Origin of the sequence: Streptomyces xanthochromogenes, from assembly GCF_014650455.1 — a bacterium.
GTDB lineage: Bacteria > Actinomycetota > Actinomycetes > Streptomycetales > Streptomycetaceae > Streptomyces > Streptomyces xanthochromogenes.
The window spans coordinates 32,714-53,563 of sequence record NZ_BMUZ01000017.1 but is presented as its reverse complement, the minus strand read 5'-3'; the positions used below and the strand labels follow the sequence as shown (position 1 = coordinate 53,563).

21 protein-coding genes are annotated in these 20,850 nt (G+C 71.1%); 13 read left to right on the top strand and 8 right to left on the bottom strand.

The window, feature by feature from the left end:
* Positions 1-168 precede the first annotated feature (168 nt).
* Entirely contained in the window at positions 169-1,002 is an 834-nt protein-coding gene (locus tag IE267_RS34905; protein ID WP_229861604.1) for an oxygenase MpaB family protein, read from the top strand.
* A gap of 82 nt (positions 1,003-1,084) precedes the next feature.
* Here the strand turns inward: IE267_RS34905 and IE267_RS34900 are convergent, their stop codons facing one another.
* The 5 genes from IE267_RS34900 to IE267_RS34880 all read right to left on the bottom strand — a co-directional run bounded on the left by IE267_RS34900 (position 1,085) and on the right by IE267_RS34880 (position 5,748).
* Positions 1,085-1,783, bottom strand: coding sequence for a hypothetical protein (locus tag IE267_RS34900; RefSeq protein WP_189765971.1), 699 nt, complete (start codon positions 1,781-1,783; stop codon positions 1,085-1,087).
* Positions 1,776-2,282 carry a SigE family RNA polymerase sigma factor gene (locus IE267_RS34895; protein WP_167151255.1) on the bottom strand — a complete coding sequence of 169 codons (507 nt, stop codon included), beginning with the start codon at positions 2,280-2,282 and terminating at the stop codon, positions 1,776-1,778. Before IE267_RS34895 ends, IE267_RS34900 begins: the two co-directional genes overlap by 8 nt.
* Before the next feature lie 78 nt (positions 2,283-2,360).
* Positions 2,361-3,344, bottom strand: a complete 984-nt coding sequence (locus tag IE267_RS34890) for a L,D-transpeptidase (protein ID WP_189765970.1) — start codon at positions 3,342-3,344, stop codon at positions 2,361-2,363.
* 248 nt (positions 3,345-3,592) lie between these two features.
* Positions 3,593-5,017, bottom strand: a complete 1,425-nt coding sequence (locus IE267_RS34885; RefSeq protein WP_189765969.1) for a HAMP domain-containing sensor histidine kinase — start codon at positions 5,015-5,017, stop codon at positions 3,593-3,595.
* Entirely contained in the window at positions 5,014-5,748 is a 735-nt protein-coding gene (locus IE267_RS34880; RefSeq protein WP_167151249.1) for a response regulator transcription factor, read from the bottom strand. Before IE267_RS34880 ends, IE267_RS34885 begins: the two co-directional genes overlap by 4 nt.
* 170 nt (positions 5,749-5,918) lie before the next feature.
* On the opposite strand from IE267_RS34880, the gene IE267_RS34875 reads away from it, so the two are divergent.
* The 6 genes from IE267_RS34875 (at position 5,919) to IE267_RS34850 (ending at position 12,021) form a co-directional block, all read left to right on the top strand.
* Complete coding sequence (locus tag IE267_RS34875) at positions 5,919-7,283, top strand: ferredoxin reductase family protein (protein ID WP_189765968.1); 1,365 nt, start codon at positions 5,919-5,921, stop codon at positions 7,281-7,283.
* An 11-nt stretch (positions 7,284-7,294) separates the two neighbouring features.
* The gene (locus tag IE267_RS34870) at positions 7,295-7,717 is read left to right on the top strand and encodes an FMN-binding protein (RefSeq protein WP_189765967.1); all 423 of its coding nucleotides are present in this window, start codon (positions 7,295-7,297) and stop codon (positions 7,715-7,717) included.
* Positions 7,710-8,477 (top strand): FAD:protein FMN transferase, encoded by a 768-nt coding sequence (locus IE267_RS34865; protein WP_229861603.1) that lies wholly within the window; start codon positions 7,710-7,712, stop codon positions 8,475-8,477. Before IE267_RS34870 ends, IE267_RS34865 begins: the two co-directional genes overlap by 8 nt.
* Positions 8,478-8,861: 384 nt before the next feature.
* Positions 8,862-9,293: a hypothetical protein gene (locus IE267_RS34860; protein WP_189765966.1), complete on the top strand. Its 432-nt coding sequence runs from the start codon at positions 8,862-8,864 to the stop codon at positions 9,291-9,293.
* Positions 9,290-11,179, top strand: a complete 1,890-nt coding sequence (locus IE267_RS34855; RefSeq protein ID WP_229861602.1) for a GMC family oxidoreductase — start codon at positions 9,290-9,292, stop codon at positions 11,177-11,179. The genes IE267_RS34860 and IE267_RS34855 overlap by 4 nt, the downstream gene beginning before the upstream one ends.
* A complete protein-coding gene (locus IE267_RS34850; protein WP_189765965.1) occupies positions 11,176-12,021 on the top strand; it encodes a hypothetical protein in 846 nt (281 codons plus the stop codon). Before IE267_RS34855 ends, IE267_RS34850 begins: the two co-directional genes overlap by 4 nt.
* A 130-nt stretch (positions 12,022-12,151) precedes the next feature.
* On the opposite strand, the gene IE267_RS34845 is transcribed toward IE267_RS34850, so the two are convergent.
* From IE267_RS34845 to IE267_RS34835, 3 genes are all read right to left on the bottom strand, one after another.
* Positions 12,152-12,889 carry a dienelactone hydrolase family protein gene (locus tag IE267_RS34845; RefSeq protein WP_189765964.1) on the bottom strand — a complete coding sequence of 246 codons (738 nt, stop codon included), beginning with the start codon at positions 12,887-12,889 and terminating at the stop codon, positions 12,152-12,154.
* Between the two features lie 398 nt (positions 12,890-13,287).
* Positions 13,288-13,485 (bottom strand): 6TM ABC transporter family protein, encoded by a 198-nt coding sequence (locus IE267_RS34840; protein ID WP_189765963.1) that lies wholly within the window; start codon positions 13,483-13,485, stop codon positions 13,288-13,290.
* Positions 13,486-13,910: 425 nt separating this feature from the next.
* Positions 13,911-14,246 carry a VOC family protein gene (locus tag IE267_RS34835; protein WP_167151233.1) on the bottom strand — a complete coding sequence of 112 codons (336 nt, stop codon included), beginning with the start codon at positions 14,244-14,246 and terminating at the stop codon, positions 13,911-13,913.
* Between the two features lie 625 nt (positions 14,247-14,871).
* Between IE267_RS34835 and IE267_RS34830 the strand changes: the two genes are divergently transcribed.
* The 6 genes from IE267_RS34830 (at position 14,872) to IE267_RS34805 (ending at position 20,845) form a co-directional block, all read left to right on the top strand.
* Positions 14,872-15,633: a DeoR/GlpR family DNA-binding transcription regulator gene (locus IE267_RS34830; protein ID WP_161249160.1), complete on the top strand. Its 762-nt coding sequence runs from the start codon at positions 14,872-14,874 to the stop codon at positions 15,631-15,633.
* Positions 15,634-15,714: 81 nt separating this feature from the next.
* Positions 15,715-17,076, top strand: coding sequence for an ABC transporter substrate-binding protein (locus tag IE267_RS34825; RefSeq protein WP_189765962.1), 1,362 nt, complete (start codon positions 15,715-15,717; stop codon positions 17,074-17,076).
* Between the two features lie 16 nt (positions 17,077-17,092).
* On the top strand, positions 17,093-18,037 hold the full coding sequence (locus IE267_RS34820) for a carbohydrate ABC transporter permease (protein ID WP_189766037.1): 945 nt from the start codon (positions 17,093-17,095) through the stop codon (positions 18,035-18,037).
* Positions 18,034-18,885 carry a carbohydrate ABC transporter permease gene (locus IE267_RS34815; protein ID WP_373304628.1) on the top strand — a complete coding sequence of 284 codons (852 nt, stop codon included), beginning with the start codon at positions 18,034-18,036 and terminating at the stop codon, positions 18,883-18,885. Before IE267_RS34820 ends, IE267_RS34815 begins: the two co-directional genes overlap by 4 nt.
* Positions 18,882-19,871 (top strand): zinc-dependent alcohol dehydrogenase family protein, encoded by a 990-nt coding sequence (locus tag IE267_RS34810; RefSeq protein WP_167151229.1) that lies wholly within the window; start codon positions 18,882-18,884, stop codon positions 19,869-19,871. Before IE267_RS34815 ends, IE267_RS34810 begins: the two co-directional genes overlap by 4 nt.
* Complete coding sequence (locus tag IE267_RS34805) at positions 19,868-20,845, top strand: carbohydrate kinase family protein (RefSeq protein ID WP_268251624.1); 978 nt, start codon at positions 19,868-19,870, stop codon at positions 20,843-20,845. The genes IE267_RS34810 and IE267_RS34805 overlap by 4 nt, the downstream gene beginning before the upstream one ends.
* The last annotated feature ends 5 nt before the right edge of the window (positions 20,846-20,850 follow it).

The following is a 20,850-nucleotide window of genomic DNA, read 5'->3' as shown; positions in this document are numbered from 1 at the left end:
TGCTCATTCCGGGGCGGCCACCGCTACCACCAGCATGTTCACGCCCCGCGCTCACCACTCACCGACGTTTTCGACGGCCCCTGCCGGTCTTCGGGCGGAAGCAGCCGGCAACGGCGCGGCCACGGGCTTGCCCCGGCGCGCGATACTGGAGTCATGCTCGTGGACACGATGCGTACACGAATCGGAGCCGCCCTCTTCTCCCGCGTGGCGGGGCCGGACGGGCCCGCCAACCGAGCCCGCATCCATGACACGCCCGGCCCGCGCTGGTTCGCGCCCGACTCGCCCGTGCGAACCGTGCATGGAGACGCCTCCATGTTCATCGGCGGCATCGCGGCCCTGCTCCTGCAGTCCCTGCATCCGCTCGCCATGGCAGCCGTCGACGCCCACTCCGGCTACAGGGGCGACCCCTGGGGCCGCCTCCAGCGCACCAGCACCTTCCTCGCCGTCACCACCTTCGGCACCGAAGACCACGCCCAGCAGGCCGTGGACCGGGTGCGGGCCGTGCACGCCCGGATTCGCGGCACGGCCCCGGACGGGCGGCCCTACCGGGCCGACGACCCGCATCTGCTCACCTGGGTGCACACCGCCGAGGCGTACTGCTTCCTCGGAGCCCACCAGCGGTTCGGTGCCCATCCGTTGACCGAGGCGGAGCGCACCCGCTACATCGCCGAAGGCGCGCGGGTCGCCCGGGCCCTCGGCGCCGACGACCCGCCCACCGACCTGCCCGCCCTGTACCGGCGGCTGGACGCCTACCGCCCCGAACTCCGCGCCACCCCGGCCGCCCGCGACGCGGCACGCTTCCTGCTGCTCACCCCGCCGCTGCCCTGGGCGGCCCGCCCGGCGTACGGCGTGCTCGCCGCCAACGCCGTGGGGCTGCTGCCGAGTTGGGCGCGCCGTGCGCTGCAGCTGCCGCGCATCCCGGTGGTGGAGGAGACGGTGGTGCGGCTGGGAGGCCATGGGGTGACCCGTACCATCCGGTGGGCCATGCGTCCGCCGACCTGATCCACCACGCCTGACCCGCCACGATCGTCACCGCCGCGGTCCTCTTGCTGCCGCCGTGGCCGTTGCGAGGGAGGGCCGGTGCTCAGCCTCCGCCCTTGACCGGCTGGCGGTCGATGCACGCCGAGTGCGAGAGCGGTTTCTCGGACCGCTGCCCGCCCTCGATCCGCACCCGCGCGCCGAGCCTGACCGCGTCGTACACCTGCTTGCCCGACGCGGGCGCGACTCCTACGGCACCGAGGATGTGGTCCGCCCCGACGCTGGGGAGGTCGGAAGGGGGCAGCTCGAACAGCAGGAGGCGTTGCTGGTGGTCTTGATCGGTGAACGTGACCGCCCAGTTCCTGGGGCCCGGCCGCCCGACGCCTATCTCGTTGGGGACGAGGTTCACTACGGGGTACTTCGCCGAGACGGTGACCGCCTGCTCGCCGATCGGGCAGTGGGGGTCCGGCGCGCCGATCCGGAAACTGCGGCCGTCGACAGTCAGCCGGTGCGTGTCGAGGTCGATCAAAACATCCTGAACAGGGCTCGGTGGAGCGGCAGTTGAGGAGGGCGGAGGCGGTGGCGCCGACGGGCCGAGGGCGCCGGAGGCGAGGGTGACGACCGCTGCGGCCGCCAGCACGGTGGTCGAGAGCAGTACGCGCCGGCCGCGACGGCGCCGTACCGCACGGATCCTGACCTGTGCTCCGGCGGTCGGGGCCGGAACCGCGCCGTGCACGGCCAACGCGTGGAGGCGGTCGCAGAGATCTGTCCCGGCCAGGGTGTGCGCCGGCGGTCGATCAGACACGGGCTTCCTCCGTCGGATGGTTTTCCTCACTCGTCAGGTAGCCGGCCAGTGCCGAACGGCCGCGCGCCAGACGGGCCTTGACCGTGCCGCTGGCCGTCCCTGTCTCCGCGGCTATCTGCTCCACGCTCAGATCGCACAGGTGGTGCAGCACGATCGCGGTCCGCTGGGTCTCCGGGAGCCGGCGCAGGGCCGCGACCAGGGCCACGTGATCGGGGCTCGGTTCGGGCACGAGCCGCGGTGCGGACTCGCCCCGAACCAGCTCCCACCAGTGCCGGGCCCGCCGCCACCGGCTCATCGCCAGGCGATGGGCCACCGTACGCAGCCACGCCTCGGGCGCCCGGTCGCCCGTCAGGACGGACGCCCGACGGTCCCAGGCCCGTACGAACGCCTCCTGGACCACGTCCTGTGCCTCCGCGTGGTCACCCGTCAGGGCGTACAGCTGGCCGACCAGACGTGGATAGGCAGCCGTGTAGAAGACGTCGAACTCGTCCTCGGTCACCTTGTCTTGCTCTCTTCTTACGGGGTCTTACGGCGTCTTACGCGGATGGGCGCGGGGTGCGCGGTGGTGCGGCGGGGCTCATGCGGTCGAGGTCTCCCCGGCGGCGCTCTGCGCCAGCCACTGCTCCCAGCTCAGGTTCCAGTCGCCGTAACCGTTGCCGGTCGCGACGATGTCCTTCTTGCCTCCGGAGACGGTGACGACGTCACCGACCCGGATCTGGTCGTAGAACTTCCGGGCGGTCCCGTCGGTGGCGAGCCCGACACAGCCGTGGGTCACGTTGTGGTGCCCCGCCTCGGTGTCCGCGCGCTCATTCTGGTGCACATACGTCCCCGACGTGGTCAGGTGGACGGCCCAGAAGTAGTCGCCGTTGTACGCGTCGCCGAGGCCCACCGTGCGGGAGTCCATGTGCACCTTGGGCGCCTTGTCCATGACGACCATCGTGCCGTTCCACGTGTCGAGGCCGGGTCGTCCGGTGGTGACGGGGATGTGCGTCGTCCTGCCGTCGGCGCGGACCGTCATCATGTGCGCGTCCACGTCGACCGAGGCGGTCAGGGAACGGCCGATGGTGAACTGGCGCACGGCATGGACGCCGACATGGAGTGTGACCTTGGTTCCGGGCTGCCAGTAGGCGGTCTTCGGGCGGAAGTCGACGCGCCGGCCGTCCCGGAGGTTCTGGTCCTTCACCCAGCTCCAGGCGCCCGTCGTGCCCGTGGACGTCTGCACCCGCAGCAGACTCTCCACGGCCTTGCGGTCGGCGGCGGGGACCGGCTTGGGGAAGGTGACCGATATCGGCATGCCCACACCGACCGTCTGACCGTCGGCCATGTTCACCTGGGCCTGGGCGAGCGCGGCGGGCTCGGGGGTGGACGCCGCCGTGGGTGCGGCCGACGCCGTGCCCGGGCCGCGGCCGTCCTTGGCGTCCACGTGCGCCGCCGCGGAAGCCCGCGCGCCGGGCTCTCCGGCCGCCGCCGAGCAGCCGACGACCGGAAGCAGGGCGAGACAAACCGTGACGGCGGCGCCGAGCCGGCCGGCGATCCGCCCGGCAGAACGGTCCTGGTGCATGAAGTCCCCCATGTGAAGTGCGATGTCGCCTCCTATACGCGTGGGACGGCAACCCGGTTGCACTCGATCCGAACTTTTCTGCGAGCACCCCACGCCCCGCCGCCGCACCTGTCGAACCGGCCGACCGGCAGCGCCAACTGCACCGTCGTACCGGGCGGTGTGCGGACCGGGTCGCCATCACCGGCGCGAACGGCATCGGGCAAATCAACCCTGCTCGCTGCGCTGCTGGGCCGAGGCAGGGTCATTGTTCAGCCGGGGAGCGTGATCCGGAAGGTGGTGTGTCCGGGGCGGCTGGTGAGGGTTGCCGTGCCGCCGTGGGCGGTGACCACGGCATGGACGATGGCGAGGCCGAGGCCGGTGCTTCCGGTGCTGCGCGAGCGGGCGTGGTCGGCTCGGATGAAGCGGCCGAAGACCTCGGGCTGGATTTCTTCGGGGATGCCGGGACCGTCGTCGGCGACGTCCACCTGGACGTTCCCCTCGCCGGTGCTGAGGGTGATGGTCACCTCGGTGCCGGGCGGGGTGTGGGTGCGGGCGTTGGCCAGGAGGTTGCCGATGGCCTGCTGGAGGCGGTGGGCGTCGCCGGTTACGGTGACCGGTTCTTCGGGGAGGTCGAGGAGCCAGTGGTGACCGGGGCCGGCGGCACGCGCGTCGTCGGTCGCGTTCAGGATCAGCAGCGTCAGGTCTACGAGCTCCTGTTCGAGGGGGCGCCCGGCATCCAGGCGGGCGAGGAGCAGCAGGTCGTCGACGAGCCGGGTCATGCGCTGTGATTCGCCGCCGATGCGCTCCAGCGCGTGGCGGACCTCGGCGGGTACGGCTCCTCGGTGACGAAGGGCGAGTTCTGCGTGGCCCCGGATGTTGGCGACGGGTGTGCGCAGTTCGTGGCTGGCGTCGGCGGCGAAGTGGCGGAGCCTTTCCTCGCTCGCGTGGCGGCGGGTGAGGGCGTCCTCGACGTGTCCCAGCATCTGGTTGAGGGCGGTGCCGAGCTGTCCGACCTCGGTGCGGGGATCGGTGTCGGGGAGCGGTCCCGGCATGGCGATCTCGCCGCTGGCGAGCGGCAGTTGGGAAACCTCTGCCGCCCGTGCGGTGACCTTCTGGAGGGGGCGCAGCGAAATGCGTACCCACAGGGCCCCCGCGATGCCGGTGGCCAGGAGGGCCGCGCTGAAGAGTACGGCCTCGACAGCTTCGAGGCGGTGCACCGTCTCCTCCACCGGGTGCAAGGGCAGGCCGGTGATCATGAGGTCCCCGTCGTCGCCGTTGACCGCCGTGACTCGGTACTTGCCCAGAGTGGAGAGATGGATGCTGTGCCCGTTTCCGTCAACGGGAACCCGCGCCAGCGCGCTGCGGTCGCCGTCCGTGAGCCGGACCGTGCGGTCGGTGGCGTCGTGGACCACGGCCGCCTGGGTGGTGGTGCCGTTCAGCAGGCGGGCGCCGAAGGTCGACTCGGACTGGCCCCGGGTGTCGGGGCGGTTGTCGGCGTCGGGCCTTGCCTCGTGTTCGAGGCTGGCGGCGAACCGGCCGCCGGAGGCCGCGAGTTGTTCGTCGAGGCGCCCCACCAGGAAGCCGCGCAGCGCGAGTGCCGTGGTGACGCCGACGGCGAGGCACGCGAGGGCGAGCAGGGCGACGAGTCCGGCGGTCAGCTGGCCGCGCAGAGTGCAGGGCAGGGGGCGCTTCACGGCGAGTCCGGCTTGAGGACGTAGCCGACCCCGCGCACCGTGTGGATCATCGGGGTGCGCCCGGCGTCGACCTTCTTGCGCAGATAGCTGATGTACAGCTCGACGACATGGGCGCGACCGCCGAAGTCGTACGCCCATACCCGGTCCAGGATCTGTGCCTTGGACAGGACCCGGCGGGGATTGCGCATCAGGAACCTGAGGAGCTCGAACTCGGTGCGGGACAGCTCGACCTCGACGCCGCCACGCCGGACCTCCCTGGCCTCCTCGTCCATCGTGAGGTCCCCGACGGTGATCCTTTCGGCGCCCGGCTCCGCGGTCATCCCGGCCCGCCGCAGCAGCCCGCGCAGGCGGGCCAGTACCTCTTCCAGGCTGTACGGCTTGGTGACGTAGTCGTCGCCGCCCGCGGTGATCCCGGCGATGCGGTCCTCCACGGCGTCGCGCGCGGTCAGGAACAGGACACACACCTGGGGTGCTTCGCGCCGCAGTGCGCGCAGGATCTGCAGTCCGTCGAGGTCGGGGAGCATCCAGTCCAGGACCACCGCGTCGGGCCGGAAGTCACGTGCGGTGGCGAGGGCGGTCGTGCCGTCCGCGGCGGTGCGCACCTGCCAGCCCTCGCCCGTCATGACGCCGGACAGGACGTCCGTGACATCGGGTTCGTCGTCGACGACGAGGATCCGCACGGGCTCCCCGTCCGGACGGTGCAGCAGCGGGGTGGTGTGTGGTTCGTCCATGGTCCCTTCAGCATCTCCCGATGCGCACCGGGGCGGGGCGGGGCGAGTCTCTGAGTTTCCTCTGAATCGGCGGCGGGCGGGCCGACGAGGGTCGTTTCAGAGGTTACTCAGAGGTTGGGCTGTGAGGCTGGCCGCCCATCGCCGGAGCGCGTCCCATCCGGAGGAGCCCTATGACCGCCACGTTCACGCCCACCACGGCCGCCGGCCGCGGGCTGCGCCACCGGCGCCCGCGCCGCAGCGCCGTCCCGTACCTGGTGCCGCTGGTGATCTGGGCCGGTGCCGTGGGGGTGCTGGCCTTGTGGTGGAGTGACACGTCCTCGGTCGTCGGCCCCTCGGGCTGGCTCACCGGCGCCGGCCGCATCACCGGTCTGCTGGCCGGCTACGCCTGCGCGGTCCTCCTGGCCCTGATGGCCCGCGTGCCGCTTGTGGACCACACCGTCGGCACCGACCGGCTCGCCCGCTGGCACGCGCTGGGCGGCCGCTGCACCGTCGGCCTCGCCCTCGCCCACACCCTGCTGATCATCTGGGGCTCTTCGCTGACCTCCCACACGAACGTGCTGAGCCAGACCGCCACCCTGGTCCTGGACTACCCCGACCTCCTCAAGGGCACGATCGGCTTTCTGCTGTTCCTGGTGACCGGAGTGCTCTCGGCCCGCGCGGCACGCCGCAGGATGAGCTACGAGACCTGGCACTACCTCCACTTCGCGACCTACCTTGCCGTGTTCCTCGCCTTCGGTCACCAACTGTCCAACGGCGCCGACTTCGTGGGCAACCGGACCGCCCAAGTGGCCTGGTACGCCTTGTTCCTCGGGGTCGCGGCCCTCATCGCCTGGTACCGGTTCGCCGTCCCCGTCCGCCGCGGACTCCGCCACCGCCTGCGGGTGGCCGCGGTACACCCCGAGGCGCCGGGCATCGTCTCCGTCCACCTCACCGGCCACCGCCTCGACGAACTCGGCGGCGCGCCAGGGCAGTTCCTGCGCTGGCGCTTCCTCGCGCGCGGGCTGTGGTGGACCGCGAACCCCTACTCCCTCTCGGCCCCCGCGCACCCCGGGCACCTGCGCATCACCGTCAAGACGGCAGGCGGGCACAGTGCGGCCCTCGCCCTCTTGAGGCCCGGTACGCGGGTGTGGGCCGAGGGCCCCTACGGGGCGTTCACCGCGGACCGTCGCACCTCTCCCAAGGTCCTGCTCCTGGCCGGCGGGGTGGGCATCACCCCGTTGCGTACGCTCTTCGAGACCCTGCCCGGCCAGGTGAGCCTCGTCTACCGCGCCCGCCGCCCGGACGACCTCGCCCTGCGCGGTGAACTTGATGCAATAGCGGCCCGGCGCCGAGCCGTCGTCCACTACGTCGTCGACGAACCCGCCGCGTATTCCTCGCCCCTCAACGCCCGCGCGCTGAGCGCGCTGGTCCCGGACCTGGCCGCGCATGACGTCTACCTGTGCGGGCCGCCCGGCATGACGCAGGCCGCGATCCGGGCCCTGCGCGAAGCCGGCGTCCCCGCCCGGCGCATCCACCACGAGTCGTTCGCCCTCTGAGGAGTACCGTCATGCGCCGAGCCGTCCTCGCCACCACCGGGATCAGCGCCCTGGTCGTCACCCTGCTCGCCCTCAAACCCCACCAGACCCCCACCCTCGCCGGGGTGACCGCAAGACCCACCACGACGGTCCACGTCCCCAGCGGCACCTCCACCGGAACGGGGACGTTCACCGGGGACCCCATCGACACCCAGTACGGGACCGTGCAGGTCGCCGCCACCCTCGCCGATGGAAAGATCACTGCCGTGAAGGTCCTCCAGGCCCCGGACCAGAACGGCCGCGACCAGCGGATCGCCGCCTACGCCCTGCCCCGTCTCACCCAGGAGGCCCTCGGCGCCCAGAGCGCCCGCATCGACGCCATCTCCGGTGCCAGCTACACCAGCCAGGGCTACATCCAGTCCCTCCAGAGCGCCCTGGACCGGGCCCATGCCTGACAACGCGACCGGACTGCGCCACGTCGAGCACGTGATGGGCACCGTCTTCTCCTTCGACATCCGCGACGAGCCCACCCCCGCCATCCGCGCGGCGCTCGCCGCGGCCGTGCGACAACTCCACCGCGTAGACGCCGTGTTCTCCACCTACCGACCCGACAGCCACATCAGCCGCCTCGACCGCGGCGAGATCCGCCTGGCGGACTGCCCGCCCGAAGTCCGCGAAGTCATGTCGCTCTGTGCCCAGGCCGCGCACGTCAGCGAAGGATGGTTCAGCGTCGTCCCCGCAGGCGCCCTGGACCCCTCCGGTCTCGTCAAAGGCTGGGCCGCCGAAGCCGCGTCCCAGCTCCTTCACGAAGCGGGCGCGCACCACACCTGCGTGAACGGCGGAGGCGACCTCCAGCTGCGGGGCCGCCCAACTGAGGTCTCAAAATGGCGTGTTGGGATCGCCCACCCACTGCGTTCCGGCCGGCTCCTCACGGTCATCAGCGCTCCCCACGACTTGGCCGTCGCCACCTCCGGGACCTTCGAACGCGGCGACCACATCTTCGACCCCCACACCGGCACGCCCGCCCGCACGTTCGCCTCCCTCACCCTCATCGGCCCCCGCCTGACCCTGACCGACACCTACGCCACCGCGGCCTTCGCCAGAGGCGGCAGCGCCCGGGAGTGGCTGGAGACACTGGACGGCTACGAAGCGCTCGCCGTCCTGCCCGACGGCCAGGAGTGGCGCACCCGGGGGTTCGACCGCTATGGGGTGTGAGGTGCGATACGGACTTGACCTCCGCCCCTGAACCCTGCGGCGTACGGCGTCCCTGGTCGGCCGGGCCTCTGATCGCACCGACCGGGTGGAGGCCGCCCCGGACGAGGAACACCCTCCTCGGCTGCACGAGGTCCGGCCGACGGGCGATGACCAGGGATTCGGCCAATCAGCGGACCGCGACAGCGCATCCGTCGGCTCGGACACCGCACCGACGCGGCGTTCTTCAAGGGGGCAGGGTGCTCCCCGAACTCCCGTCTTGGCACGCCCGATTCAGGACAGCTTCCCCGTCCAGGCCCGTGATGGGCCGGCCGCCGGGCACAGTTGATTGCCGGAGCACAGTCGAGGGCTGCCACGGGACCTCGGTCGTGATGAGGGGGAGCTCGAATGACAGCAGCGCACGACGATGCGAGCGACGGCGAGGTCGGCGCGTTCGTCGATGCCTCCGCCCGGCTGACCGGTTTCGGGGCGGAGGAGTTGACTGCCCTCGGAATGGGGGAGACGTATCGCGCGGTGGTGCTGGCGCAGGCCGGCTCCGAGCGCTGCACGCGACTGGTGGACGCGCTGTCCGGGCCGGGGACCCCCGCTGCGGTGCGCGTGGACGGGGAGCTCCTGGAGCTCGCCCGAGCGATCACCCACCTTTGGTACACGGGTAGTTGGCCCGGACGGCCGGGCGGCTCCGGCTCTTTCGTCGTCTCATCGGCGTCCTATGCGGCGGGCCTGGTCTGGCGCACGCTGGGCATGCACGCCCCTGGTACCCGCCCGGATGTGTTCGGCAGTTGGGCCGGGACGCCGGCCGGGGCGGAGTCGGTCCGATGAGCGCCCGGCCCGAGCGGTCCGCCTCCATGACGGGGCAGGAGGCGCCGTACGACGTGATCGTGGTCGGCGCGGGGATCGCCGGATCTCTCGTCGCCGGGCAGCTGGGCGAGCGCGGTCGCCGAGTGCTGGTGCTGGAGGCGGGGGTACGCGACGCCGACCCCGAGCAGGCCCACCGTGACGCCCTGGAGCGGTACTTCGCCGCGTCGGTGAAGGGCCCCGGCTCGGCCCACCTGCCGAATCCGGCCACCCCTTGGCCCGACGCCTCCGACCTGGGCGGAACCGGGGACGGCTACCTCGTCCAGCGCGGACGGCTTCCCTACGGCAGTGGATACGTACGGGCCAACGGCGGCACCGGAAACGTGTGGACCGGGCTCACCCCGCGCATGCTGCCGGAAGACTTCGCCACCCTGACGACGTTCGGGTACGGGCGTGACTGGCCCCTCTCCTACGCCGAGTTGGAACCCCACTATCGAGCGGCCGAGCGCCGGCTCGGGGTGGCCGCCGATGTCGAGGAACAGCGGCAGCGGGTCGGGCTGCCGTTCCCGGAGAACTACGTCTTTCCCATGCGAGCGATCCCTGCGAGCCGCCTGGACCGGTTACTGGCCGAGCGTCTCGACGGGAGCCGGATGGAGGACCCCGGCATGCCCGACACGGTGGAGCTGCGTGTGGTGGGCACACCGCACGCACGCAACGGCGTGCCCAACCCCGCGTACGACGGCGGTGTCGGCTATGTCCCCGCCGGCGCCCACGGCCGCCCCGACCCGGACAGCCGCTGCCTGGGCAGCGCGACCTGCATTCCACTCTGTCCCTCCCAGGCCAAGTACACCCCGCTCAAGACGCAGGCCCACTGGGCCCCTTCGGTCACCCTGGTGGACCGCGCCGTGGTCAGCCGGGTGCTCGTCGCACCGGACGGCCGGGCGACCGGCGTCGAGTACCTGACATACACCGCTCACGGCCCGGACCGCACGGGGGAGTTGACGGCCCGGACCGCGACGGCCCCCGTCGTCGTCCTTGCCGCGCACGCCGTCGAGAACGCCCGGCTGCTGCTCCTGTCCGGCCTCGCGAACCGCAGTGGGCAGGTCGGCCGCAACCTGATGGACCACCCGGTGCTGCTGACCTGGGGTCTGATGCCCGAGCCGGTCGGCCCCTACCGGGGTCCCGGCTCGACGTCCGGCTTCGAGGGCTTCCGCGCCGGACCCGCCCGCCGCACCCGGGCCCCGTTCCGCATCGAGATCGGCAACTGGGGCTGGCTGTGGGCCAAGGGCCCGGTCGACGGCGACGTCGCCGAACTGCTGCGCAGCGGAGGGCCGGACGGCCGCGGACTGTTCGGGACGGAGCTGAGAGAGGCCCTGCGCGACCGCGTCGGGCGGCAGTTCGCGTTGCAGTTCGAGATGGAGCAGAGCGCCGACCCCGCCAACCGGATCACCCTCGACCCGACCCTGCGCGACCGGCTCGGCCTGCCGCGACCGGTCGCGACGTACGACCTCTCCCACCACGTCCGGGAGGGCATAGCGGCGGCGAAGACGGTCTCCGACCAGGTCTTCGCCCGGCTCGGGGCCGAGGACCGCACCGACTTCCCCGACGACGGGAGCTGGCCCGGCCGCTACGAGCACAACGGCCGCGTGTACGGCTACCGGGGCGCCGGGCACGGCGCCGGCACCCACATCATGGGCAGCTCCCCCGACACCTCGGTGGTCGACTCCTGGCAGCGCTGCTGGGACCACCCCGGTCTGTACGCGGTGGGCTGCGGCAGCATGCCGTCCGTCGCCACCTCCAACCCGACCCTGACCATGGCCGCCCTCGCCCTGCGCAGCGCCGAACGCATCGAGGCCGACCTCGTCGAACGCCACCGCCCAGCCCTCCTCGACTCCGGAGCCGCCCGATGAGCCCGCAGCCCCTCCCTCCGGTCCCCGATCAGTATCAACTGCCGTTCCACTACGGGGCGTTGCACCAGATCGGTCTGGACTTCCTGGTCGACCCGGACCCGGTCCGCGATCTGCTGGCCAAACACCACCCGGCCCTGAGCGCCGCGGAGTTCGCGGACCGCGCCCTGGTGTCCGTCAACTACCAGCTCTACTTCGCCCAGTACCCCTTCGGCGGCGGCATCACCGAAGAGGTCGAGGTGAACATCGTCGCCTTCCCCACGGCGGCCGCGGACCGGGTGCCCGAGGTGACGTACGAGCAGTACGCCCAGGGCTTCGACCAGACCCGGCTGCTCGGCATCGCCCGCATCCACGTCCTGTGCGACAACCCGCTGGCCATCGACGCGGGCCGCGCCCTGTACGCGGAACCCAAGTATCCGGGCTGGTTCGAGGTCGAGTTGCCGTCCCTCAACGGGCAGGCGGACAAGCACAGTTGGACGGTGCACACCAAGTCGGCCGACATCACCCCCGGCGGTTCCGTCGACCGCCACGAGGACACCCTGTTCAGCTTCTCCGCCGACCTCGGCGGGCTCGCCGCCGTCCCCGCCAACAACACTCCCGTCACCGGCTACGGAACCGACTCCGAGGGCCGGGCGCTGGCCGGACCGATGAACCTCTACCAGCCCTACCACTGGTACGACCTGTCCCGGCCGGCCGCCGACCGCACCCGCCTGACCGTCCACGACCCCGCCGCCGACGTCGGCCGGGACCTGGCCCGCCTGGTCGGCGACACCGCGGCCGCCGGCGCCTGGACCTACCAGTCACCCCCGGTGGCCGCGCACAACCGGCCGTACTACCTGGCGTAGGCCCGGCCGGACACGGCGGTCCGAAGGCAGCGGGCACGCAGTGGGGCAGCCGAAGCACGGTCGCCCGAAGGCGCGGGCGAAGGCTGCCGAGCCTGGGCCGGTGAGCTTGAGCGGGATGTTCCTGCCCGGGTCACGCCCCCAGGTGCTCAACCACGGGCATGCACTCGGCGAGCAGGCCGACGACATCGTGCCACGCGCGCTGCGCGTGCTGTGGGTGGTAGCCGACGCCGGGCACCACGGGGTGGTCGACCGGCGGGTGGTGGAAGGCGTGCAGGGCTCCGCCGTAGACCGTGAGGCGCCAGTCGACGCCCGCGGCCTGCATCTCGGCGGCGAACGCGTCGCGTTGCGCGGGTGGCATGATCGGGTCTTCCGACCCGACCCCGGCCCACACCGGGCAGCGAATGCGCGCCGCCTCGCCCGGTCGGCCCGTGGTGGTCGCGTTGACCGTGCCGATCGCGCGCAGGTCGACGCCGTTGCGCCCGAGTTCCAGACCGATGGCACCCCCGGTGCCGTAGCCGATGGCGGCGATCCGGTCGGGGTCGGTCCGGGGCTCGCTGCGCAATACGTCGAGCGCCGCATGGCCGATCCCGCGCATGCGGTCGGGATCAGCGAGCAGCGGCATGCAACGGGCCAGCATCTCCTCGGGGTCGCCCAGATAGCGCCCGCCGTGCAGGTCGAAAGCCAGCGCCACATATCCCAGCTCGGCGAGGGCATCGGCCCGGCGGCGCTCGACGTCGCTGAGCCCCATGCCCTCGGGTCCGACCAGCACCGCGGGCCTGCGGTCGACACCGGCCGGGAGCGCGAGGTGCCCGGTCATCGTCAGGCCGTCGGCCGAATACTCGATGGTGCGCGTCGTCATCCTCGTCATGGCTCTGGACTGTAGTGATCGTCGAGCCCGGCCCGGCCGGTGTTCTGCCACCGGCAGAACAGCACGGCCCGGTCCGGCCGGTGTTCTGCCACCGGCAGAACAGCACGGGTTCCCTCCGAACTACGGGACGGGCCCGGCGCTCAAGCCGTCGAGTCATCCTGTTGCCCCCGTGGCGCGTATCTCGCTCGCACCCCTACAGCGGCGCGCCGACGGAGTGTCGCAGGGACGCGGCCCGCGAAGCCCTCGACCGGGTCGGCCTCGACAGTCGGCCGGACCACCGCCCCCGCGTCCTCTCCGGCGGCGAGGAGCAACGCGTTGCGGAGACGGGACAGTGCGGATGCCCTGCCCGGGACGGGCCGGCGGACCCTGGTGCACGCGTCGGCACATCCGCCGGGAAGCTACCCCCTACCGACCACCCCGGCCGCGTAAAGGACTCCCAGTATGGCGACGACCGATCCGATCAGCCGGAAGGCAACGGTGTTGGAGTCGTCGAACAGGCGCGCTCGGCGCGTTCCGACGTCCTTCGCGAACTTCGGGCCGAAGACGGCCGTCGTTGCGCCGAGCACCGCGATGACCAGCCCGACAAGTATGTGCACGTCACGCCTTTCGAGTGTGGGAAGCCCCGTGGGACGCTCGGTGACGCCGCCCCGCGGGGCGCATCACTTCCGTCGACTTCTGGTGTACAGCAGGCCGGCCACAACGGCTGCCACGGTGAAGAGTCCTATCGCGAGGTAGGGCGACCAAGAGGGGCCGTCCGGCCGGTCAGTGGCGAGGGTCCCAAAGAGTGTCACCGAGGTCTCCTAAAGCCGGATGACCGGTCACCGAATCGTGCCCCTGCACAAGGTAGTTGCAGGCAATGGCCCCCGGTCGTCATGGATCTCAGGGTGCCCCCGGGCGCGCCGTTGAATCCGGTGCCGAAGCCTCTGGTGGTGGTACCGCCCCGAGCCAGTGACCTCAGCTGCGCGGAGCACGCGCGCCGCGGGGCCACGGCCGCCTATCAAGCCGATCAACAGGCCACGCGTCAGCCGGAGACGCAGAACTCGTTTCCGGCAGGGTCTTGCAGGGTGGTCCACGCAAGGCCGGGCGCAGTGTGCTCGCCGACGATCGTCGCCCCCATCTTCACCAGCCGATCCACGTCGCCCTTGCGGTCCGGAGAGGTGAAGTCGACATGGATGCGGTTCTTGCCCACCTTCTCCTCGGGCACCCGCTGGAACCCCAGGACGAGTGGCTGGGCCGCGAGGACGACGAACTCGCCGAAGTCCTGGGCGACTTCGACTCCCAGCGCCCCCGCCCACCAGTCGGCGAGCTCCCGGGGCTCCGCGCAGTCAATCGTGATCATCTTCGCCGAAAGCTCCATGTCTCCACCGTAGAGCAGAAGGGCAGAAGGGGTGACCGAGGCATTCCGTCACCGCCCCGGCAACCCGGTGAACCTGCGCGGTGAAGGCGCCGACGGCACAGCCGGAGGGATCGGGGTCACCGTTTCCTGGTGGGCGACGGGCACCCGGCCTGCCCGCTGGTTGCCTCGGCCCAGTGCGGTGCCCGAACGGGCATCGCGCAGGGCCGTCTCGGGCTCGGTTGCCTCTAGGCGATGCTCGAACGGGGCCACGAGCGCCCCGCCACGGCGAGGGCGCCGGGTGTGGTGAGTGGCTGGGATCGGCGGACGCGGTGCGGACCTGCCGGGGGAGTCCCTTCCCGTAGGGCAGCCGAGTTCGCCTGATGCGCCGGCCCTCATGGGGTGCTGCAGCCGCCTCCGAGCCGTCCGGTTGGGCAGCCGATCCGACGTCGACGGGCATTCGCGCGGACTCCGAGCAGCAACTCGGGGCGTGTGACCTGCGATTGGACCGCCGGGTAAACGGGCAGATCCGGGCGAGCCGGGGCCTGGAACGGGCCGGTCTCCCCGACCGCTGCGGCGGTATAAATCTTGGCGGGTGTCCATTCGGGCGTCGGCTGCCCGAACGGGCCGTGAAGGGAAGGTAGTTGGGATGCGTTCACAGGAGCGGCACCACAGACTGCTGACCCTGGCACGCCAGGACGGCCGGGTGGAGGTCGCGGTGGTGGCGGCGGACTTCGGGGTGGCACCCGAGACCATCCGGCGGGACCTCAGCGAACTGGAACGCCGGGGCCTGGTGCGGCGTACACACGGCGGCGCCTATCCGGTGGAGAGCGCGGGATTCGAGACCAACCTCGCCCAGCGGGTGACCCTGCACGTCGAGGACAAGCGACGCATCGCAGCCGAGGCGGTGAAGTTGCTCGCCGGCGCGGAAACGGTGTTCGTGGACGAGGGCTACACGCCCCAGCTCCTCGCCTCCCTCCTGCCCACCGACCGCCCGTTGACCGTGATCACCGCCTCGCTGTCCACGGCGGCCGCCGTCACCGAGTCTGCGCACACCACCGTGTTGCTGCTCGGAGGACGGGTCCGCGCCCGAACCCTCGCCACCGTTGGCGCCTGGGCCTGCTCGATGCTGTCTGGCTTCGTCATCGACCTCGCGTACCTCGGATCCAACGGCATCTCGCGCGAGTTCGGACTGACCACACCCGACCCGGCCGTGGCCGACGTCAAGGCGAAGGCCCTGGGCGTCTCCCGGCGACGCGTCTTCATGGGGCACCACGGCAAGTTCGGCGCCAGCAGCTTCTGCCGGTTCGCCGAGATCTCCGACTTCGAAACGATCGTCACCGACACCGGTCTGTCCACCGCCGAGGCCCACCGCTACTCCATGCTCGGCCCGCAAGTCATCCGGGTCTGACCCGGAGCGCGACGTTCCACGTACAGCGGAGCCAGAAGGCGCCCGGGCTGTCCTCGGCATGCCCTTGGCACGAGGGAAGGAATGATCCACGTGAGGACAAGCAGGCACACCGCCCATGCCGCGACCGCGGCCCTCTGCTGCGCGCTGCTGGCCGCGTGCGCGGGCGCCGGCGGGGCGGGCGGGGGCTCCGGCACCCACTCCATCAACGTCCTGATGGTCAACAACCCACAGATGGCGGACCTCCAGAAGCTCACCGTCGACCACTTCACCAAGTCCACCGGAATCACCGTCAACTTCACGGTCCTGCCCGAGAACGACGTACGCGACAAGATCAGTCAGGACTTCGCGAGCCAGGCCGGTCAGTACGACATCGCCACCATCAGCAACTACGAGACACCCATGTACGCCAAGAACGGCTGGCTCGCCCCGCTCTCCGACCGGGCGAAGGCCGACAGCTCCTTCGACCAGGGCGACATCCTGCCTTCCATCCGGGAATCCCTGACCGCATCGGGCCAGATCTACGCCGAGCCCTTCTACGGCGAGTCCTCGTTCCTCATGTACCGCAAGGACGTCTTCGCGGCGAAGAAACTGACGATGCCCGACCACCCGACCTGGGCGCAGGTCGCCGACCTCGCGGCCAGGGCCGACGGTGCCCAGCCCGGGATGAAAGGCATCTGTCTGCGCGGGCAGCCCGGCTGGGGCGAGGTGATGGCACCGGTCACCACCGTCGTCAACACCATGGGCGGCACGTGGTTCGACAAGGACTGGCACGCCCAGGTCGACAGCCCCGAGTTCACCAAGGCCGTCACCTTCTACGTGAACCTGGTGCGTGCGCACGGTGAAGCGGGGGCGTCGCAGGCCGGGTTCACCGAGTGTCTGAACGACATGACCCAGGGCAAGGTCGCCATGTGGTACGACGCCACCTCGGCGGCCGGGGCCCTGGAGGCGAGCGGATCACCCGTGGCGGGCAAGGTGGGGTACGTACCCGCCCCGGTCGAGCGGACCAAGAGTTCGGGATGGCTCTACACCTGGGCCTGGGGCGTACAGAAGGCGAGCAAGAAGCAGGACGACGCCTGGAAGTTCATCTCCTGGGCGTCCGGCAAGGATTACGAGCAGTTGGTCGGAGAGCGGCTCGGATGGTCCCGGATCCCAGCCGGCAAACGCACCTCGACCTACGCGAACAAGAAGTACGTCGCCGCCGCCACCGCGTTCGCCGCCGCCACGAAGAACGCCCTCACCTCCGTGGACCCCCTCAACCCAGGAGTCCAGCCCAGGCCCGCACCCGGCATCCAGTTCGTCGGCATCCCGGAGTTCACCGACCTCGGCACCCAGGTCTCCCAGCAGATCAGTGCCGCGATCGCCGGAAGGGTCGGTGTCGCCGATGCCCTCAAGGCGGGCCAGGCACGCGCCGAAGCGGTCGCCGACAAGCACCGGGGGCAGTGACGTGGGCGTGCAGGCCATGGCCCGGGTGGAGCGGGGCGCACGATCCGGAGCATCACGACGACGGGCCGGCCGGCCGCGTGGGTCCTGGTCGCGCCGCGCCCCCTTGCTTCCGGCGCTCGTCTTCCTCGTCGTGGTGACCCAACTGCCGTTCGTGGGCACCCTGGTGATCTCCTTCATGCGGTGGAACGCGCTCGCCCCCGACGACCGAGGCTTCGGTGGCTTCGCCAATTACAAAGCGGCGGTGACCGATCCGGGTCTCCGCTCCTCGCTGGTCACCACGGTCGTCCTGACCGCCGCCGTGGTACTGGTGAGTCTGCTCCTCGGACTCGGGCTCGCCCTCCTCCTCGACCGGAAGTTCCCCGGTCGGGGCATCGTGCGCACGCTCCTCATCGCTCCCTTCCTCGTCGTGCCGGTCGCCTCCGCGCTGCTGTGGAAACACGCCCTCTACAACGCCTCGTACGGGTTCGTCAACGGCACCCTGACCTGGCTGTGGCAGCTGTTCGGCAGCGACAGCGCTCCTCAGCCCGACTGGCTGTCGGCCATCCCGCTCATCGCCGTCGAAGCGTCACTGATCTGGCAGTGGACCCCGTTCATGATGTTGATCCTGCTGGCCGGGCTGCAGAGCCGGTCGCCGGACATCGTCGAGGCGGCCCGAGTGGACGGGGCGAGCACCTGGCAGGTCTTCCGGCAGCTCACCTTTCCCCACTTGCGCTGTTACCTGGAGCTCGCCGCTCTGCTGGGCAGCATCTACGTCGTTCAGAACTTCGACGCGGTCTTCACCCTGACCTCCGGCGGCCTCGGCACCGCCAACCTGCCGTACACCGTCTACGAGACCTTCTACCAGGCGCACGATTACGGCCAGGCCTCGGCCGAAGGCGTCATCGTCGTCGCCTGCACCATGGTCATCGCCACCTTTGCGCTGCGCACCGTCTCGTCGCTGTTCAAGGAGGGGGCGCTGTGACCGCTCAAGAGGGACGCGCCGCGACCGGGCTCCTGTGCCGCGGCATCTGGGGATTCCTCGCCTGGTTCTGCGGCCTGTTCTTCTTCCTGCCGTTCGCCTGGATGGTGCTCACCTCGTTCCACGGGGAGGCCGACGCGGCGACGAACCCGCCCAGCGTCGGTGCCGCACTCACCCTCCAGGGCTATCGCGAGTTCTTCGGCGCGAGCACCGGCGTCAGCCCGTGGCCGCCGCTCGTCAACTCCCTCACCGCCAGCGTCACGTCGACCCTGCTCGTGCTCGCACTGGCCATACCCGCCGCCTACGCCCTGTCCATCAAACCGGTCCGCAAATGGACCGACGTCCTGTTCTTCTTCCTCTCGACGAAGATGCTCCCCGCCGTCGCGGGCCTGCTGCCCGTCTACCTGATCGCCAAGAACGCCGGAATGCTCGACAGCGTCTGGCTCCTGGTCATCCTCTACACCTCGATGAACCTCCCGATCGCGGTGTGGATGATGCGCTCCTTCCTGGCCGAGGTCCCGGTCGAGATCCTGGAAGCCGCTTCCATCGACGGGGCCGGACTGCTCACCGTCCTGGTGCGGATCGTGGCTCCCGTGGCCGCTCCCGGCATCGCCGCGACGGCTCTGATCTCCTTCATCTTCAGCTGGAACGAGCTTCTGTTCGCCCGGGTGCTGACCGGTGTCGTGGCCGGTACCGCACCCGTGTTCCTCACCGGCTTCGTCACCAGCCAGGGCCTGTTCCTGGCCAAGGTGTGCGCGGCCGCCGTCTGCGTCTCCCTGCCGGTTCTCGTCGCCGGCTTCGCCGCCCAGGACAAGCTCGTCCAGGGCCTGTCCCTCGGAGCAGTAAAGTGAAAGCAGCCGTGATCAGCTCGCCCGGCGTCGTGACGATCGAGACGGTCGACGATCCGGTGCCGGGGCCCCGGGAAGTGGTGATCCAGGTCGCCGCGTGCGGCCTGTGCGGCACCGATCTGCACATACTCCAGGGCGAGTTCGCCCCCAGCCTGCCCGTCGTTCCGGGCCATGAGTTCGCCGGAGAGGTCGTCGGCGTCGGCACCGAGGTACACGGCCTGTCGTTGGGCGACCGTGTCGCCGTCGACCCTTCCCTCTACTGCAACGAGTGCCACTACTGCCGGATCGGCCGCAACAACCTGTGCGAGCGCTATGCGGCGATCGGCGTCACCACCGGGGGAGCGGCCGCCGAGTTCGCCGTCGCCCCCGCAGCCAACTGCGTGCGTCTGCCCGACCGGATCCGGACCGAGGACGCGGCGCTCATCGAACCCCTTTCGTGTGCCGTACGCGGCTACGACGTGCTGCGCTCCGCACTGGCCAGCCACGTACTGATCTACGGGTCCGGAACCATGGGCCTCATGATGATGGAACTGGCCAAACGAACGGGTGCGGCCACCGTCGACATCGTCGACATCAACCCCGAACGCCTGGCCACAGCACGGCAGTTGGGTTGTGCGCACGCGGTGGGCTCGGCCGACGAGATCGAGCGTCCGCGCGGCTGGGACGTCGTCGTCGACGCGACCGGCAGCGAACGCGCGATCCAGGACGCCCTCGGCCGCGTCGCACGGGGTGGCACCTACCTCCAGTTCGGGGTGGCCGACTACGCGGCGCGGGCCACGATCGAGCCGTACCGCATCTACAACCAGGAGATCACCATCACCGGTTCCATGGCCGTACTGCACAGCTACGAGCGTGCGGCCGAACTGTTCGCCGCCGGGGTGCTCGACCCGGACGTCTTCATCAGCCACCGTTTCCCGCTCACGGACTACGCCGCCGCACTCGCCCAGTTCCAGGCGGGCCGCGGGCGGAAGATCCTGGTCACGCCGTGACACCCGAAGCCCTCGCGGGCGTGCTCGTCATCGGCGAGGCCCTCATGGACGTCCTCGTCCTGCCGGACGGCAGCGAAGTCGCCCGGCCCGGCGGCAGCCCCGCCAACGTCGCCCTGGGCCTGGGCCGACTGGGACGCCGCCCACAGCTCGCGACGCACATCGGTGGCGACTCCCTCGGCAAGGAGACGCACGCCCGGCTCGCGGAGAGCGGGGTCCGGTTGACGGAGGGTTCGGTGCAGGCCGGGACCACCTCCTCGGCGACCGCCCGGCTCGACCGCGCAGGGTCGGCGACGTACGAGTTCGACATCCGGTGGGCACCGGCGCGCAGCACGATCCTGCCCACCCTCGTGGGCATGCCGAGCCATCTGCACACGGGGTCCATCGCGACGGCCCTGGCACCGGGCGCGGACCTCGTGCTCGCTGCCGTGCGGGAGGCCCACGGTTCGGCGACCATCTCCTACGACCCGAACCTGCGGCCCGCCCTGCTGCGCGGCCCAGCGGCGGAACGGCCGCGCATCGAACAACTCGTCTCGCTCAGTGACGTGGTGAAGGCGAGCGAGGAGGACCTCGCCTGGCTCTACCCCGCCCGCGCCCCCGCGGACGTCGCGCGTGAGTGGGCGACCGCCGGGCCCGCGCTGGTCGTCCTCACCCTGGGCGCAGAGGGCGCGCACGCCTACTGGCGCGGAGGTGACCTTGTGGTGCCTGGCCGGCAGGTCGAGGTGGTGGACACGGTGGGTGCCGGAGACGCCTTCATGGCGGGTCTGTTGAGCGGGCTGATGATGCGAGGGCTACTCGCCGAGGGGCACGGTCCGGCTGCCGGGAAGCAGGCCCGCCAGAGGCTGCACCGGGCCATCGCCGCCCCGGACCCGACACCGGAGCTGGCCCCGGCCCTCGACCTGGCGGCCCGCGTGGCGGCGCTCACGTGCACCCGCGAGGGCGCCGACCCGCCGACCCTCGTCGAGCTGGGGGTTTGACCACG